Here is a 14,758-nt window from a genome sequence, read left to right on the forward strand (position 1 = left end):
TCGGGCGGCGGCGCACTACTCGCCGGGCATCAGGTCGGGGCGGCGCTCGCGCGTGCGGACGATCTGCTGCGCGCGACGCCAATCCGCGATCGCGCCGTGGTTGCCGCTCAAGAGGATCGGCGGGACCTCGTATCCCCGCCACGACGACGGCTTCGTGTACGAGGGGTACTCGAGCAGGCCGTCTTCGTGCGACTCCTCCACGAGGCTCTCGGGGTTGCCGACGACGCCGGGGATGAGGCGGCCCACCGCCTCGATCATCGCCATCGCGGCGACCTCCCCGCCGTTGAGGACGTAGTCGCCGAGGCTCATGAGGCGCACCTCCCCGAGCGTCGCCGCATACGCGAACACGCGCTCGTCGATCCCCTCGTACCGCCCGCAGCCGAAGACGAGGTGGTCGGTCTCGACGAGAGCGCGCGCCGTGCGCTGCGAGAAGACCTCACCGGCCGGAGACGGGAAGACGATGACGGGACGCTCGGACCCCTCGGTCACGGCATCCAGCGCCTCGCCCCAGGGTTCCGGCTTCATCACCATGCCGGCCCCGCCGCCGTAGGGCGTGTCGTCCACGGTGCGGTGCCGGTCATGCGTCCAGTCACGCAGATCGTGCACGCGGACGTCGAGGAGCCCTGCACCCCGAGCCTTGCCGAGGAGCGAGACCTCGAGCACGTCGAAGAAGGAGGGGAAGATCGTCAGGACGTCGATGCGCACCCGTCGATGCTAGCCGGGCGACCCGCCGAGTCCCCGTCCTCACCAACGGTCGCACGCCGATGTGAGGGAACCGTTCGCTGCAGGCAATCCCGCGCCGCCGCGCGCGAAACACCGCCCGCTTAGCGTGGCCGCCACGCCAGGCCCCTCGTGGAACGGAGACGCCATGACCGCGCACATGCACCGACGCGACGTCAACAGCCCGAAACAATCCGCTGACACCCGCGCAACAACGTCCTCGTACGGTGAGGCCATGAGCACCGTCCGCGATCGTCCGGCGCACGTCGTGGTCGTCGGCGCGGGAATGGTCGCCCACCGCTTCGTCGAGAGCCTGCTGAGCCGGTCGGACGGTTCTTGGCGGGTCACCGTCGTCGGCGAGGAGGGGCGGCACCCCTACGACCGCGTCGGTCTGACGTCGTTCTTCTCGGGCTCGACCGCCGACGAGCTCACGCTCGAGCGCTCGGTCCTCGACGACCCACGGGTCCGATTCCTCTCCGGCGACCCGGTGACCCGCATCGACCGGTCCGCGCGACGCGTCACGACACGGACCGGGACGAGCGTCGGATACGACCAGCTCGTGCTCGCGACGGGCTCCTACGCCGCGCGGCTCGCGGTCGAGGGATTCGGCCTCGAAGGATGCTTCGTCTATCGCACGCTCGACGACGTCGAGCGGCTGCGCGCCTTCGTCGAGCGCCGCGCGGAGCAGCTCGCGCGGCCGCTCACCGGCACGGTCGTCGGGGGTGGTCTGCTCGGGCTCGAGGCCGCGGGCGCGCTGCAGGGACTCCGAGTCGCATCCACCGTCATCCAGGCTTCGGACCGGCTGATGTCCGCCCAGCTCGACCTGCCGGCGGGCGACGCGCTGCGTCGACTCATCGAGTCGCGCGGGATCGGCGTGCGCACAGGCGCCATCACGACGCGGCTCGACCCCGACCGCACCGGTCAGGTCACCGGGCTCGAATTCCGCGACGGCACGTACGCGCGCACCGACGTCGTGGTGTTCACGGTGGGGGTGCGTCCTCGCGACGAACTGGCGCGCGCCTCCGGGCTGGATGTCGACCCGCGCGGCGGAGTGCTGATCGACGCCGCCTGCCGGACCTCGGACGAGCGCATCTTCGCGATCGGCGAGGTCGCGAACTTCGGCGGACAGTGCGTCGGGCTCGTCGCCCCGGGCTACGCGATGGCCGAGGTCGTCGCCTCGCGCCTCCTCGGCGGCGACGCCACGTTCCCCGGATACGACCTGTCGGCGAAGCTCAAGCTGTCCGGAGTGGATGTCGCCAGCTTCGGCGACGCGTTCGCGACGACCCCGGGCGCCCTGGACGTCGTGTACTCCGATCCCGTCGCCGGCCTGTACAAGAAGCTCGTGCTCTCCGACGACGCGAAGACACTCCTCGGAGGCGTCCTCGTGGGCGACGCCTCGGCCTACGGCGCGCTGCGCCCACTCGTCGGCGGCGCGCTCGGGGGCGACCCCGCGGCCTATCTCCTGCCCGAGGGCGGCCTCGCCGCACCATCCGGCGACCTCGACGACGACGCACTCGTGTGCTCCTGCAACAGCGTGACCGCCGGAGCCATCCGGCATGCGGTGAGAGACGAGGGGTGTGCCGACGTCGCCGACGTCAAGCGCTGCACCAAGGCGGGGGCCGCCTGCGGCTCGTGCGTCATGACGGTGAAGAAGATCGTGGGCGCCGAACTCGCCGCCACGGGCGCCGTCATGAGCAGCGCGCTGTGCGAGCACTTCGACCTGTCCCGGCGCCAGCTGTTCGACGCCGTCCGGGTGTCCGGACTCACGACGTTCAGCGCGGTCATCGAACGGTTCGGGAGCGGTCGCGGCTGCGACATCTGCAAGCCGACCCTGGCCGGCATCCTCGCGACGCTCGTCCGCGGGCACATCCTGGACGGCGAGAACGCGACGCTTCAGGACACCAACGATCACGTCATGGCGAACCTCCAGAAGGACGGCAGCTACTCCGTGGTCCCCCGCATCCCCGGTGGCGAGATCACACCCGACGGACTCCTGTCGATCGGCGCCGTCGCACGAGACTTCGGGCTCTACACGAAGATCACCGGCGGCCAGCGCATCGACCTGTTCGGTGCGCGGATCGAACAGCTGCCCGAGATCTGGCGGCGACTCGTGGATGCCGGCTTCGAGTCCGGCCACGCGTACGGGAAGGCCCTGCGCACGGTGAAGTCGTGCGTCGGATCGACGTGGTGCCGCTACGGCGTCCAGGACTCGGTCGGCATGGCTGTCCGGCTCGAACTGCGATATCGCGGCCTTCGCTCTCCGCACAAGCTGAAGCTCGGTGTGTCCGGGTGCGCACGCGAGTGCGCCGAAGCACGCGGGAAGGACGTCGGGGTGATCGCCACCGAGTCGGGCTGGAACATGTACGTCGGCGGCAACGGCGGCTTCGCGCCACGGCATGCCGTGCTCCTCGCCGAGGGCCTCGACGACGATGCGCTGATCAGGACGATCGACAGGTTCCTGATGTACTACATCTTCACCGCCGACCGACTGCAGCGCACGGCGCCATGGCTCGAGGAGCTCGAGGGCGGTGTCGACGGCCTGCGCGCCGTCGTCCTGGACGACAGTCTCGGCCTCTGTGCGGACCTCGACGCCGCGATGGCCCGGCACATCGGCTCCTACGAGGACGAGTGGCGCGCGACGCTGGAGGACCCCGACCGCCTCCGGCGGTTCGCCTCCTTCGTCAACGCGCCGACCATGCCGGACCCTTCGCTCGCCTACGCGGCCGAGCGCGGACAGCCGCGACCCGCGACCGCGCAGGACCGAGCCGACGGACACGTCGTCATCGCCGGAACGACGCTGGAGGTGCGCCGATGACATGGACCGACACGATCGATTCGCAGACGGATGCCCCCTCATGGGTGCACGTCTGCTCGCTCTCCGACCTGGAAGTCGAACGCGGACGCGCCGCGCTCGTCGGCGAGGAGCAGGTCGCGCTCTTCCTGACGCACGGCGGTCGGGTCCACGCGATCGCGAATCTCGACCCGTACTGCGGTGCGCATGTCATCGCGCGCGGCATCGTCGGCACGCGCGCGGATGCCCCGACCGTCGCCTCCCCCATGTACAAGCAGGTCTTCGACCTGCGCACCGGCGTGTGCCTCGACACGCAGGGGAAGGAGCGTCACGACCTGCGGGTATGGCCCGCGGCCGTCGACGACGGCGAGGTCTTCCTCCGCATCGAGGCGGTGCGATGACCCGGATCGGGCGTGTCGATCTCATCGGCGGTGGCCCCGGCCCCCTCGACCTCTTGACCCTGCGAGCATGGCGGCGGCTCACGGATGCGGACGTCGTCGTGATGGACCGGCTCGGGCCGGTCGACATCCGGAGCGAGCTGAAGCCGGACGCGGAGGTGATCGATGTCGGCAAGCATCCAGGACACCACCCCGTGCCCCAGGACCGGATCAACGCGCTCCTCATCGATCGCGCGCGCGCCGGCCTCCACGTCGTGCGGCTGAAGGGCGGCGACCCCTTCGTCTTCGGACGCGGCGGCGAGGAGGTCGCCGCGTGCCTCGCCGCCGGCATCCCCGTCGAGGTCGTGCCGGGGATCACGAGCGCCGTCGCGGTCCCTCAGGCCGCGGGCATCCCCGTCACGCACCGCGGCGTCGCGACGGCCGTCCACGTCGTCCACGGGCAGACCGAGCTCACCGCCTCGACACGTGCGGCGCTGCGCGACGAGCAGGTGACGACCGTCATCCTGATGGGCGTGAGCGCGCTCCCCCGGATCGTCGCCGACGCGCTCCGCGCCGGTGTCCCCGCCGACCGCCCCGTCGCGATCGTCGAACGCGGCCATCATCACGATCAGCGGACGACGCGCAGCACGCTCGGCGACATCGTCCTCGACGCGGGGCGCACACGCATCCGCAACCCGGCCGTCATCGTGGTCGGCGACGTGGCGCGCGCCGATCTGCTCCTTCCTTCGGCCGGGGTGGCGAACGGGGTCGTCCCGTGACGTCCGCGCCCCGACCTCCGCTCTCGACCGTCCTCGCAGGCTGCACGATGGTGATCGCCGTCGACCGGCGCGCGGGCGAGCTGGCCGCCGCGCTCGAACGGCACGGTGCTGTCGTACGGCACGCGCCGGCCCTGACGATCCTCCCCCACATCGACGACGAGACGCTGCTCGCGCGAACGCGGGAGCTCATGGAACACCGGCCCGACATCGTGGTCGCCACCACGGGGGTGGGCTTCCGCGGGTGGATGGAGGCCGCTGACGAGGCCGGGCACCTCGACGAGCTCCTCGCCGCGCTCCGTGGGGCTCGCATCGTCGCGCGCGGCCCGAAGGCCCGGGGCGCCATCCAGCAGGCGGGACTGACGGCCGACTGGGTCGCGGAGTCGGAGACCTCCGCCGAGCTGGGCGAGTATCTCCTTGCGCAAGGAGTGGCCGGCCGGCGCATCGCGGTTCAGCATCACGGCTCGGGCGCGGACGGTCTCGACGATCTCTTCGAGGGCGCCGGAGCGGATGTCGTGAGCCTCACCGTGTACCGATGGGGGCCGCCGCCGGATCCCGATGCCGTCACACGCTCGGTGACCGACACCGCGAACGGCGACATCGACGCCGTCCTGTTCACGTCGGCGCCCGGCGCGGCCGCATGGGTCGGCGCGGCCGGCTCTGCGGGCGTCCTCGACGGCATCCGCGCCCTCGTCGACGCGGAGCGCGTCCTCGCGGCCGCCGTAGGACCTATCACCGCGGAGCCGCTCGAACGCGCCGGCCTCATGCCGCTCGTCGCCGAACGCGGGCGCCTGGGCTCCCTCGTCCGGGCCGTGGTCGGCCACTACGGCGCAGGGCGCGCGCCGAGTCGCGAGACTGCCGCGGGCAGGCTCGAACTGCGCAGCTCCGGTGCGGTGCTGGACGGGCGATTCATCCCGCTCTCGCGCACGGGCGCCGACGTCGTGCGCACCCTCTTCGACGCGAACGGCGCCGTGCTGTCGCGCCCCGCCATCCAGCGAGCGCTGCCCCGCTCCGGCGAGAATCCGCACGCGGTCGAGATGGCCGTCGCCCGCGTACGGGACGCGCTCGGCGCCGGTGTCGTGAAGACCGTGGTGAAGCGCGGCTATCGGCTCGACCTCGCCGAGCCTCGTGTTTCGCCGGCGTGACGCGGCCCTCACCGGTCTCGCACCCTCGTCGTGACGAGAGTGTGACCCGGCGGCAACCCCGCGCGTCTCAGGCCGGAACACAGCGTCCCTAGCGTCGTGTCACACGACGAGCCGTGCAGCACGGCGAGAGGAGCACCATGACGACGACGACCGCCCCCGACCGCTCGACATCCGTCCTCATCCACCGCCCCGGCCGTTGGATCCACGGCTGGAACCCGGAAGACGCCGCGTTCTGGAATGCCGAGGGGCGTGCGATCGCCCGGCGCAACCTGGCGTGGTCGATCCTCGCCGAGTTCCTCGGCTTCATCGTCTGGCAGCTCTGGAGCATCGTGGTGGTGCTGCTGCCGGGCGCCGGCTTCACCCTGTCCAGCTCGGAGGCTTTCTGGCTGATCTCCCTGCCGAGCCTCGTCGGCGCGACCCTCCGCTTCCCCTACACGTTCATGGTCGCGCGCTTCGGCGGACGCAACTGGACGATGATCTCTGCCGGTCTCCTCCTCGTTCCGACGATCGCCCTCGGTGTCGTCGTCGCGAACCCGCACACGCCGTTCGCGGTGCTGCTCGGGGTCGCAGCGCTTGCGGGCCTGGGCGGCGGGAACTTCGCCAGCTCCATGGCGAACATCACCTACTTCTTCCCGCAGAGAGAGAAAGGCTGGGCGCTCGGCCTCAACGCCGCAGGAGGGAACCTCGGTACGTCGGTCGCGCAGTTCGCCGTCCCGGTCGTCGTCGCGCTGGGCGCCGGCGCTGCGCTCGGCATGTCGCTGGCCGGGTGGATGTGGGTCCCGTTCATCCTTCTCGCGGTGTGGGGCGCGTGGCGCCGCATGGACAACCTGTCGTCCGCGAAGGCGGATGTCGGCGCCTCCCTCGCCGCGCTTCGCGAGCCGCACCTCTGGATGCTCGCCGTCATCTACATCGGGACGTTCGGCTCCTTCATCGGGTTCGCAGCCGTCTTCCCGAAACTCATCGCGGATCAGTTCCCGACGTACTCCAGCATCCAGGTCGGTGGGGCGACAGTCTCCCTCGCCTTCCTCGGCGCTCTCATCGGGTCGCTCGCCCGGCCGTGGGGCGGACGCCTCGCCGACCGACTGGGAGGTGCCCGCGTGACGGTGGCCGCGTTCGCCGTCATGGGTTGCGTCGCCGGCGCGGTCGTCTGGACGATGCCGCTGCACAGCTTCTGGATCTTCCTCGGCGGCTTCCTCGTCCTCTTCGCCGCGGCCGGAGCCGGGAACGGGTCGACGTACCGGATGATCCCCGCGGTCTTCGCCGCGCGGGGGCTGCCTCAGCGCCAGGCGGCCGCGGCCCTCGGCCTCGTCTCGGCGATCGGCGCGTACGGCGGGTTCATCATCCCGCAGGCCCTCAACGCCGCTCGCCTGGCGAGCGGCTCGTACACCGCAGCCTTCGTCGGCTTCGTCGTCGCCTATGCGATCCTGCTCGCGCTCACACTCGTCTTCTACGTGCTGCCGCGGCGCTCGCTCCGGATGCAGCGGATCTAAGCCTCCGCGCGGGGCGGGCCGTCTCCGGACGGCCCGCTCACGCATTCGTCAATAGACGTCGCGACGGTAGCGTCCCTCGGCCATGAGCGAGCCGGGGAAGCCGGCCGCATCCGTCTCGGACAGCCCGCCGTGGCGCCGTGCGATGAGCGCGAGCGCGGCGTCCACGTCCTTCGCCATGCGGCTCGCGTCGCCGCACACGTAGAAGTGCGCACCGTCCTGCAGCCATCGCCACAGCTCGACGCCGTGCTCCAGAATCCTGTCCTGCACATAGATCTTCCGCCGCTGGTCGCGCGAGAATGCGACGTCGAAGCGCGTGAGGAAGCCGTCGTCACGCATGCCCTCGAGCTCATCCCGGTAGTAGAAGTCCGTCGCCTCGTGCTGCTCGCCGAAGAACAGCCAGTTCCGCCCGGTGTGCCCGTCCGCGCGACGATCGTGCAGGAAGCCGCGGAACGGCGCGATCCCCGTGCCGGGGCCGACCATGATCATCCGCGCGTCGGGATCGGCAGGCGGACGGAACGAGGACGACCGGCGGAGGAACACCGGCGCGCCGGCGCCGTCAGCGAGGAACGTCGAACAGACTCCGCCCCGGGGGCGACCGGACTCGGTCTCGAACCGCACGATGGATGCGGTCAGCTGGACCTCGCCGGGGCTCTCCTTCGGGCTCGACGAGATCGAGTAGTGGCGCGGCTGCAGGCGTTTGAGGACCGTCATCCACTCCTGCGTGCTCGCAGCCACCGGGAAGTCGCGCAGGAGGTCGACGGCTTGCGTGCGCCACAGGTACTGCTCGAGCCTGCTCTTGTTCTCGCGACGAAGCAGGGTGGCGAGCGTCGCATCCGCGTTGCGGGCGGCGACGAACGCGAGGAGGTCGGGGGTGACGGCGGTGATGTCGAGGCCGGCCAGCGCATCGACGAGGAAGCGCTCCGCATTGTCGACCTCCACGATGCTCCGCGGGACAAGACCCGTCGCATCCAGCCATTCGGCGATCGTGGCGGACGTGTTCGCACACACGACGCCGAGCGCGTCTCCGGCATCGTACGAGACCCGGGCGTCGGCGATGTCCAGTCCCAGCTGCCGCACCTCCTTCGCCGAGCCCGGACCGCTCAGCAGCACGTTCGTGACGAGTTCGGCGTGGACCGGATTGTCGCGCGTGAACAGACGCTTCACCGCAGGGGCCGCAGAGGCGGGAGCCGCCGGTACGCCGGGAGCGAGCTCTGCGATCACGCGGTCGATCCATGCGGCGGCGCGGTCGGCGTAGTCCGGTTCGCAATCCACGCGCGGCAGGAGTGCGGTCGCGCCGAGCGCGCCGAGGCGCGTGTCGAGCCCGCGCCCGTGGCCGCAGAAGTCGTCGTAGTTCGGGTCGCCGATCGCGAACACCGCATAGTCGAGGCCGTCGAGGCGCGGACCTTCCGCCGTCGAGAGCTGACCCCACAGGTTCGCGGCGTTGTCCGGGGGGCCTCCGTCGCCGAACGTCGAGGTCACCACCAGCAGCGTGTCGAGCTCCGAGAGATCGTCGACGGACATGTCCGCCATGCTGACGGAGCGAGCCGGGATGCCGCGTCCGGCGAGCGTAGCGACGGACGTCGCCGCGAGTTCCTCCGCCGTTCCGGTCTGCGAGCCCCACATCACCGTCACGCCGGCGGGCTCCCCCGAGCCGGCCGCCACGACCGGCGAAGCGAGCACGGGGCGCGCGGCGGGAGCCAGCCGCCGGAGGGCGACCGCGGCATGCTTGAACTCCGGTTGGAGGGACACCGGGTCGACGGCATCGCTCGTCACGGCGTTGACGGCGTGCTGCCCGTCGCTCCAGTGGAAGGGCGCGAAGCAGCATCCGGGGCGCACGCGCTCGGTGACGACGGCCGGCAGGACGGCGGTCCCGCGGCGCGAGGCGATCTCCACGAGGTCGCCTTCGGAGATGCCCAGCGTGCGGGCATCGTCAGGATGGATCTCGACGAACGGGTCGGGTGCGAGCCGCGTGAGCTTCTCGATGCGCCCCGTCTTCGTCATCGTGTGCCACTGATGCTGCAGACGCCCGGTGTTCAGGACGAACGGGTGCTCGTCGTCGGGCAGGTCCGAGGGGCCGAGGTGCGGACGGGCGAGGAACTGCGCGCGCCGCGACGGCGTGGCGAAGGCGAGCCGAGGCGTGGAGCCGTCTGCTTCCCGATGCGGCGTCTGGCTCACCCCGTCGTTGAGGTACCGGATCGGATGCCGCGTCTCGGGGTCGTCGGGAGGTGCAGGCCACTGCACGGGTCCGGTGCGGAGCCGCTCGTGCGTCACCCCACGGATATCCCACCCGGTCCGCGGGTTCCAGAAGCGCCGGCTCTCGTCGAAGACCTCGGCTGCTGTGTCGAACGCGAAAGCCTCGCCGTAACCCATCTCCTCCGCGACACGGCAGATGATCGCCCAGTCCGGCAACGCGTCGCCGGGCGGATCGATCGCACGCTCCACGAGATTCATCGTGCGATCGCTGCCGACCATGACCCCCTCCGACTCCACCCACAGAGCGGCGGGAAGCAGCACATCCGCATAGCGCGCGGTCGCGGTGTCGGTGAAGACGTCCTGGACGATGACGAGATCGGCCGACTCCAGTCCAGCGATCACGTTCGCACGGTTCGCCACCGACGCGACGGGGTTCGTGCAGATGATCCAGACCGCCTTGATGTCTCCCGCCGCGATCGACCGGAACATGTCGACGGTCCCGCGCCCGGATTCAGCGCGGATCGTCCCCGGAGCAAGACCCCAGACCTCCTCGACGAACGCGCGGTCGTCGGCATCCAGCGCGTTCCTCTGCCCCGGGAGCCCTGGCCCCATGTATCCCATCTCGCGCCCGCCCATGGCGTTCGGCTGACCGGTGAGCGAGAACGGTCCGCTGCCCGGGCGACAGATCGCGCCCGTGGCAAGGTGCAGGTTGCAGATGGCGTTCGTGTGCCACGTGCCCTGCGTCGACTGGTTCAGACCCATCGTCCACAGCGTCATCCACTCGTCCGCATCCGCGATCCAGCGCGCGGCCGTGCGGATGTCGGCCTCGTCGAGTCCGGTGATCTCCGCAACGCGTGCGGGCGGATAGTCGGCGAGGAACTCGGGCATCCCGCCCCAGCCATCGGTGTGAGCGGCGATGAAGTCGGCGTCGATCGCGCCGCCGACGACCAGGAGATGGAGGAGGCCGTTCAGGAGCGCCAGATCCGTTCCCGGCGCGATCGGCAGGTACAGGTCGGCGCGGTCGGCGGTCGCCGTGCGACGGGGATCGACGACGATCAGCTTCGCGCCCTGCTTCAACCGGTCCGCCATCCGCAGGAACAGGATGGGGTGGCAGTCGGCCATGTTCGAACCGATGACGAGGAACAGGTCGGCGACATCGATGTCCTCGTAGGAACCCGGCGGGCCGTCCGCGCCGAGGGACTGCTTGTAGCCGCTCCCCGCCGACGCCATGCACAGCCGCGAGTTCGACTCGATGTGGATGCCGCCGATGCAGCCCTTCACGAGCTTGTTCGCGAGGTACTGCGCCTCCATCGACATCTGGCCCGACACGTACAGGGCGACCGCATCCGGACCATGCTCATCGATGATCGCCCGCACGCGCGCACCGGTCTCGGCGATCGCTTCGTCCAACCCCGCCGCGGCCGCGGGCTCCTCACGGGTCGGGCGGACGAGCGCGGTCGTGAGGCGACCCGGCGCTGCCATCAACTCGACGTGGGTCGCACCCTTGGTGCACAGGCGCCCGCTGTTGGCGGGATGCGTCCGGCTCCCGATGACCTTCTCGACCCTGGGTCCGTTCGGACCCGGCGCCGCTGTGACGGCGACACCGCACCCGACGCCGCAGTACGAGCAGACGGCGTGCGTGACGGGCTTCATGGCCCGATGATCGCGAAACCATGTTCCGGAGCGCGTTCGCGCGGATTAAGTCGCCGTCACGACAGACTCACGCGACTCGCGCGCAGGATGTGAGGGATCAGGCCTCGGCCGACTCGCCCTCGGCGGATGCATCGCCTGCGGCGGATGCATCGCCTGCGGCGGTATCGGCGGCGTCCTCGGCGGGCCCCGACTCGTCCTCATCCGACGCGGCGAGGTCTTCGAACAGACCCGGCGGCGGCGTCACGACGACGCGACCGGCGGCGATGTCCACCTCGGGGACGATCGCCTTCACGAACGGAACGAGCACTTCGCGATCGCCGCTCTTGACGATGAGGAGATCCTGTGCGGGGAAATGGTCGACGCGCAGGACGCGGCCGACGGAGGCGCCGTCGCGGACGACGTCGAGCCCGACGAGCTGGTGGTCGTACCAGGCGTCGTCCTCCGACGCCTCCTCTGCGGAGTCCTGGTCGATCCAGAGGATCGCACGGACGAGGCTCTCCGCCTCTGTCCGGTCGTCGACGCCCTCGAGGAACACGACGGGGTGCGAGTTCATCCAGCGGAATTCGCGGATGGTGACGGACTTGCCGTGCCACGGCGAGGACTCCGGCACCTGCAGGGTGAAGACGGCCCCAGGGACGAAGCGCCCATCCGGGTCGTCGGTGTAGAGCTCGAGCTTCAGGGCGCCCTTCAGGCCATGGGCCTTCAGGAGGCGCCCCACGCGCAGCTGCGTGCGCGCGGGCTTCGAGTCTGGGGAGTTGCGCGGGACCTTGACCTCGGCCATCAGTCGTCCGCGACGTCGACGCGCACGCGGCGGCCGTCAGCGAGGGCGGCGATGAGGGTGCGCAGGGCCTTCGCGGTTCGGCCGCCGCGCCCGATCACCCGGCCACGGTCGTCGGCGTGCACGTGCACCTGCAGCACGTCCCCGCGGGACGACGTGGACGAGACGATCCGCACGTCTTCGGGATGATCGACGATCCCCTTGACGACGTGCTCGAGCGCGGCGGCCAGCACGATTATTCGGCCGACTCGGTCGACTCGGCCTCGGCGGCCTCGTCCGCAGCCTCGACGGGAGCGGCCTCCTCGGCCTTCTTCTCCGCCTTGGGCTTGATGACCGACTTCTTGGCGGCGTCGACGGAGAACTCCGACTTGGCCTCCTTGGTCTTCACCGTCGAGACGGCGTTCGCGTCGCCCTTGAACTTGCCCCAGTCGCCGGTCAGCTTGAGGATGGCGAGGACCTGCTCGGTCGGCTGCGCGCCGACGCCGAGCCAGTACTGCGCACGGTCGGAGTCGACCTCGATGAACGAGGGCTCCTCGGTCGGGTGGTACTTGCCGATCTCCTCGATGACGCGACCGTCGCGCTTGGTGCGCGAGTCGGCGACGACGATGCGGTAGTACGGGGCACGGATCTTGCCGAGCCGCTTGAGACGGATCTTGACAGCCACGATTCTCCTGAATGGTGTGTGTGAACGTTGAACGTCGCCAGAAGCGTGGGGTGCACACCCGGCGGAAGCTCGAGAGTCGGCCCGCTCGCCGGATTAGAGGGTCGGGCGGCGGTCCAACCATCAATTCTGCCAGATCGCGACGGGTGCCGCGAACACGCGTGTCGCTCGGGCCGCGGCGAGTCGTGCGGAAAGTCTGGTGCAATGTCACACATCACCCGGATACCATGGTCGGCATGACGGAGATCCTCTCGGCACTGACGACGGTGGATGCGGCATCCCTCCGCCGTCGCCTCTCCATGGGTCGCGCGATCCGCGCGCTCCAGGAGACGCTCGAGGGCGGATTCGATCCGCAGGACGACAGCCCGCGCACGATCGTCGACGTCGACGCCGGACAGCTCCTTCTGATGCCCGGCCGGGTCGGCCCGCTCGTCGGCCAGAAGCTCGCCACTGTCGCACCGGGCAACCCCGGGCGGGGGCTCGACCGCATCCAGGGGCTCTACATCCTGATCGACGGCGAGACCCTGACGCCGACCGCGCTCATCGACGGCACCGAGCTGACGGCGCTGCGGACGCCCGCCGTGTCGGCGGCTGTCGCCGACGTCGTCGCGGCGCCGGATGCGATGCGCCTCGTCGTCTTCGGCACCGGTCCGCAGGGCGTCCGCCATGTCGGGGCGATGCGCGCCATCCGTCCGATCGAGCACGTCCGGTTCGTCGGGCGCGACCCGGAACGCGCGGCGCGGGCCGTCGCCGACGCGTCCGCACCCGGACTCGACGTCGCCGTCGGCTCCCCCGACGAGCTCGTCGAGGCCGACATCGTCGTGTGCGCGACCACGGCACGGACTCCGGTGGCATCCTTCGACGCGCTCGCCGACCGTGCCGTGGTCGTGGCGGTCGGCTCCCACGAGCCGGACGCACGCGAGCTGCCTGCCGACCTTCTCGGCCGCTCTCACGTCATCGTCGAGTCGCGCGCCGTCGCGCGCACCGAGGCCGGGGACGTCATCCAGGCGATCGCGGAGGGGCCCTTGACGGATGCCGAGCTCTTCACCTTCCACGACGTGTTCGGCGGCCGCATCCCGCCGTCCGACCGTCCCCGCGTCATCAAGACCTGCGGGATGGGCTGGCAGGACCTCGTCGTCGCGCACGCGGCGATGAGACGAGAGGACGAGGGAGCGCGATGATGCGCTGGAGCTGCGAAGACTGGCACACCGCGGGCGAGCCGTTCCGGATCGTGACGGATGTCCCCACGGACGGTGCGACGGTCGCCGAACGTCGCGTGGCGGCGATGACCGGTCACGCGGACGAGGTACGACGGTTCCTGTGCCTCGAGCCGCGCGGGCACGACGACATGTACGGCGGGTTCATCACCCCGCCCGACGACGACGGCGCGGACTTCGGCGTGCTCTTCTGGCACAAGGACGGCTTCTCCACCGCGTGCGGGCACGGCACGATGGCGCTCGGCGCCTGGGCGGTGCACCGCGGCATCGTCGCAGCGCCGGATGACGGCGAGGCGATCGTCTCGATCGACGTGCCGAGCGGACGCGTGCAGGCGCTTGTGCAGCGCGCCGGCGGACGCACCGTCGCGATCGTCTTCCGCAACGTGGAGTCGCGGGTGCTGGCACGAGGAATCCCCGTGCAGACCTCACTGGGCGAGGTGACGGCGGACCTCGTCTTCGGCGGTGCGGTCTACGCCACGCTGCCCGCCGCATCCCTCGGCCTCGAGGTCACGCCCCCGCACACCCCTGACCTCATCCGTCTGGGCCGCGAGATCAAGTGGGCGCTCAACGAGCATCCCGCAGCCCAGCTGACCGACGATCGCCTGTCGGGCGTCTACGGCACGATCCTCGTCGACGACCTCGGTCGGACGGCCGACGGCCCGCATCAGCGCAACGTCACCGTGTTCGCCGACGGAGAGGTGGACCGCAGCCCGTGCGGGTCGGGCACCGCGGCGCGCATCGCGCTGCTCGCCGCGACCGGAGAGCTCGCCGAGGGCGAGACCCTCACCCACGACTCGATCATCGGCACGACCTTCCTCGGCCGCGTCGCGGAGCGGACCGACGAGGGGGTCATCCCGGAGATCACAGGACAGGCCTTCCGGGTCGGCACGGTCGACTTCGAGCTCGACCCTGCCGACCCGCTGGCCTCGGGGTTCAGCCTGCGCTGAACGTGCATCC

12 protein-coding genes are annotated in these 14,758 nt (G+C 70.7%); 7 read left to right on the forward strand and 5 right to left on the reverse strand.

Annotated features, from left to right (window positions below; all coding sequences use genetic code 11):
* Window positions 1–15 precede the first annotated feature (15 nt).
* Entirely contained in the window at window positions 16–705 is a 690-nt protein-coding gene (gene trmD, locus QSV35_RS11575) for a tRNA (guanosine(37)-N1)-methyltransferase TrmD (RefSeq protein WP_286288904.1), read from the reverse strand.
* Window positions 706–955: 250 nt separating this feature from the next.
* Between trmD and nirB the strand changes: the two genes are divergently transcribed.
* The 5 genes from nirB (at window position 956) to QSV35_RS11600 (ending at window position 7,299) form a co-directional block, all read left to right on the forward strand.
* Window positions 956–3,535 (forward strand): nitrite reductase large subunit NirB, encoded by a 2,580-nt coding sequence (gene nirB / locus QSV35_RS11580; RefSeq protein WP_286288905.1) that lies wholly within the window; start codon window positions 956–958, stop codon window positions 3,533–3,535.
* Window positions 3,532–3,912 (forward strand): nitrite reductase small subunit NirD, encoded by a 381-nt coding sequence (gene nirD, locus QSV35_RS11585; RefSeq protein WP_286288906.1) that lies wholly within the window; start codon window positions 3,532–3,534, stop codon window positions 3,910–3,912. Before nirB ends, nirD begins: the two co-directional genes overlap by 4 nt.
* Window positions 3,909–4,667 carry a uroporphyrinogen-III C-methyltransferase gene (gene cobA, locus QSV35_RS11590; RefSeq protein WP_286288907.1) on the forward strand — a complete coding sequence of 253 codons (759 nt, stop codon included), beginning with the start codon at window positions 3,909–3,911 and terminating at the stop codon, window positions 4,665–4,667. The genes nirD and cobA overlap by 4 nt, the downstream gene beginning before the upstream one ends.
* Entirely contained in the window at window positions 4,664–5,809 is a 1,146-nt protein-coding gene (locus QSV35_RS11595) for a uroporphyrinogen-III synthase (protein ID WP_286288908.1), read from the forward strand. The genes cobA and QSV35_RS11595 overlap by 4 nt, the downstream gene beginning before the upstream one ends.
* Before the next feature lie 137 nt (window positions 5,810–5,946).
* The gene (locus QSV35_RS11600) at window positions 5,947–7,299 is read left to right on the forward strand and encodes an MFS transporter (RefSeq protein WP_286288909.1); all 1,353 of its coding nucleotides are present in this window, start codon (window positions 5,947–5,949) and stop codon (window positions 7,297–7,299) included.
* Window positions 7,300–7,347: 48 nt separating this feature from the next.
* Here the strand turns inward: QSV35_RS11600 and QSV35_RS11605 are convergent, their stop codons facing one another.
* From QSV35_RS11605 to rpsP, 4 genes are all read right to left on the reverse strand, one after another.
* Window positions 7,348–11,145 (reverse strand): bifunctional nitrate reductase/sulfite reductase flavoprotein subunit alpha, encoded by a 3,798-nt coding sequence (locus QSV35_RS11605; protein ID WP_286288910.1) that lies wholly within the window; start codon window positions 11,143–11,145, stop codon window positions 7,348–7,350.
* Between the two features lie 97 nt (window positions 11,146–11,242).
* Window positions 11,243–11,926: a ribosome maturation factor RimM gene (gene rimM / locus QSV35_RS11610; protein WP_286288911.1), complete on the reverse strand. Its 684-nt coding sequence runs from the start codon at window positions 11,924–11,926 to the stop codon at window positions 11,243–11,245.
* Entirely contained in the window at window positions 11,926–12,156 is a 231-nt protein-coding gene (locus tag QSV35_RS11615; RefSeq protein WP_286288912.1) for an RNA-binding protein, read from the reverse strand. Before QSV35_RS11615 ends, rimM begins: the two co-directional genes overlap by 1 nt.
* A gap of 2 nt (window positions 12,157–12,158) precedes the next feature.
* On the reverse strand, window positions 12,159–12,587 hold the full coding sequence (gene rpsP, locus QSV35_RS11620; protein ID WP_286288913.1) for a 30S ribosomal protein S16: 429 nt from the start codon (window positions 12,585–12,587) through the stop codon (window positions 12,159–12,161).
* Between the two features lie 233 nt (window positions 12,588–12,820).
* On the opposite strand from rpsP, the gene QSV35_RS11625 reads away from it, so the two are divergent.
* Together QSV35_RS11625 and QSV35_RS11630 are read left to right on the forward strand one after the other, a co-directional pair.
* Complete coding sequence (locus QSV35_RS11625; protein WP_286288914.1) at window positions 12,821–13,765, forward strand: ornithine cyclodeaminase family protein; 945 nt, start codon at window positions 12,821–12,823, stop codon at window positions 13,763–13,765.
* Entirely contained in the window at window positions 13,762–14,748 is a 987-nt protein-coding gene (locus tag QSV35_RS11630; protein ID WP_286288915.1) for a proline racemase family protein, read from the forward strand. Before QSV35_RS11625 ends, QSV35_RS11630 begins: the two co-directional genes overlap by 4 nt.
* Window positions 14,749–14,758 lie beyond the last annotated feature (10 nt).

It is taken from the genome of Microbacterium candidum, from assembly GCF_030315975.1.
GTDB classification, from domain to species: Bacteria; Actinomycetota; Actinomycetes; order Actinomycetales; family Microbacteriaceae; genus Microbacterium; species Microbacterium candidum.